Raw genomic sequence first — 1,053 nt, forward strand, 5'->3', positions numbered from 1 at the left:
ACTCGACTAGTGAGCTATTACGCTTTCTTTAAAGGATGGCTGCTTCTAAGCCAACCTCCTAGCTGTTTTAGCCTTCCCACATCGTTTCCCACTTAACATACACTTTGGGACCTTAGCTGACGGTCTGGGTTGTTTCCCTCTTCACGACGGACGTTAGCACCCGCCGTGTGTCTCCCGGATAGTACTTACTGGTATTCGGAGTTTGCAAAGGGTTGGTAAGTCGGGATGACCCCCTAGCCTTAACAGTGCTCTACCCCCAGTAGTATTCGTCCGAGGCTCTACCTAAATAGATTTCGGGGAGAACCAGCTATCTCCCGGCTTGATTAGCCTTTCACTCCAATCCACAAGTCATCCCCTACCTTTTCAACGGGAGTGGGTTCGGTCCTCCAATCAGTGTTACCTGATCTTCAACCTGCTCATGGATAGATCGCCGGGTTTCGGGTCTATACCCTGCAACTAAGCGCCCAGTTAAGACTCGCTTTCGCTACGGCTACCCTATTCGGTTAACCTCGCTACAGAATATAAGTCGCTGACCCATTATACAAAAGGTACGCAGTCACCCTCGAAGGGCTCCTACTGCTTGTACGTACACGGTTTCAGGTTCTATTTCACTCCCCTTACAGGGGTTCTTTTCGCCTTTCCCTCACGGTACTGGTTCACTATCGGTCAGTTGGGAGTATTTAGCCTTGGAGGATGGTCCCCCCATATTCAGACAAGGTTTCACGTGCCCCGTCCTACTCGATTTCACTGTGTATAAGTTTTTGTGTACGGGACTATCACCCTGTACCGTTATGCTTTCCAACATATTCCACTAACTACAACTCAGCTTAAGGGCTGGTCCGCGTTCGCTCGCCACTACTAACGGAATCTCGGTTGATTTCTTTTCCTCGGGTTACTAAGATGTTTCAGTTCTCCCGGTTCGCCTCGTTAACCTATGTATTCAGTTAACGATACCTATAAATAGGTGGGTTTCCCCATTCGGAAATCCTAGTCTCAAGCGCCTCTTACTGGCTCAACTAGGCTTATCGCAAGTTAGTACGTCCTTCATCGCCT

At 49.0% G+C, this 1,053-nt stretch carries 1 rRNA gene; it reads right to left on the minus strand.

What is annotated here, in order from left to right:
* Positions 1 to 1,053: ribosomal RNA gene (locus ACFOEE_RS20480) — 23S ribosomal RNA — on the minus strand; the annotation flags it as partial.

Origin of the sequence: Pseudoalteromonas fenneropenaei, from assembly GCF_042643375.1 — a bacterium.
Classification (GTDB): Bacteria; Pseudomonadota; Gammaproteobacteria; order Enterobacterales; family Alteromonadaceae; genus Pseudoalteromonas; species Pseudoalteromonas fenneropenaei.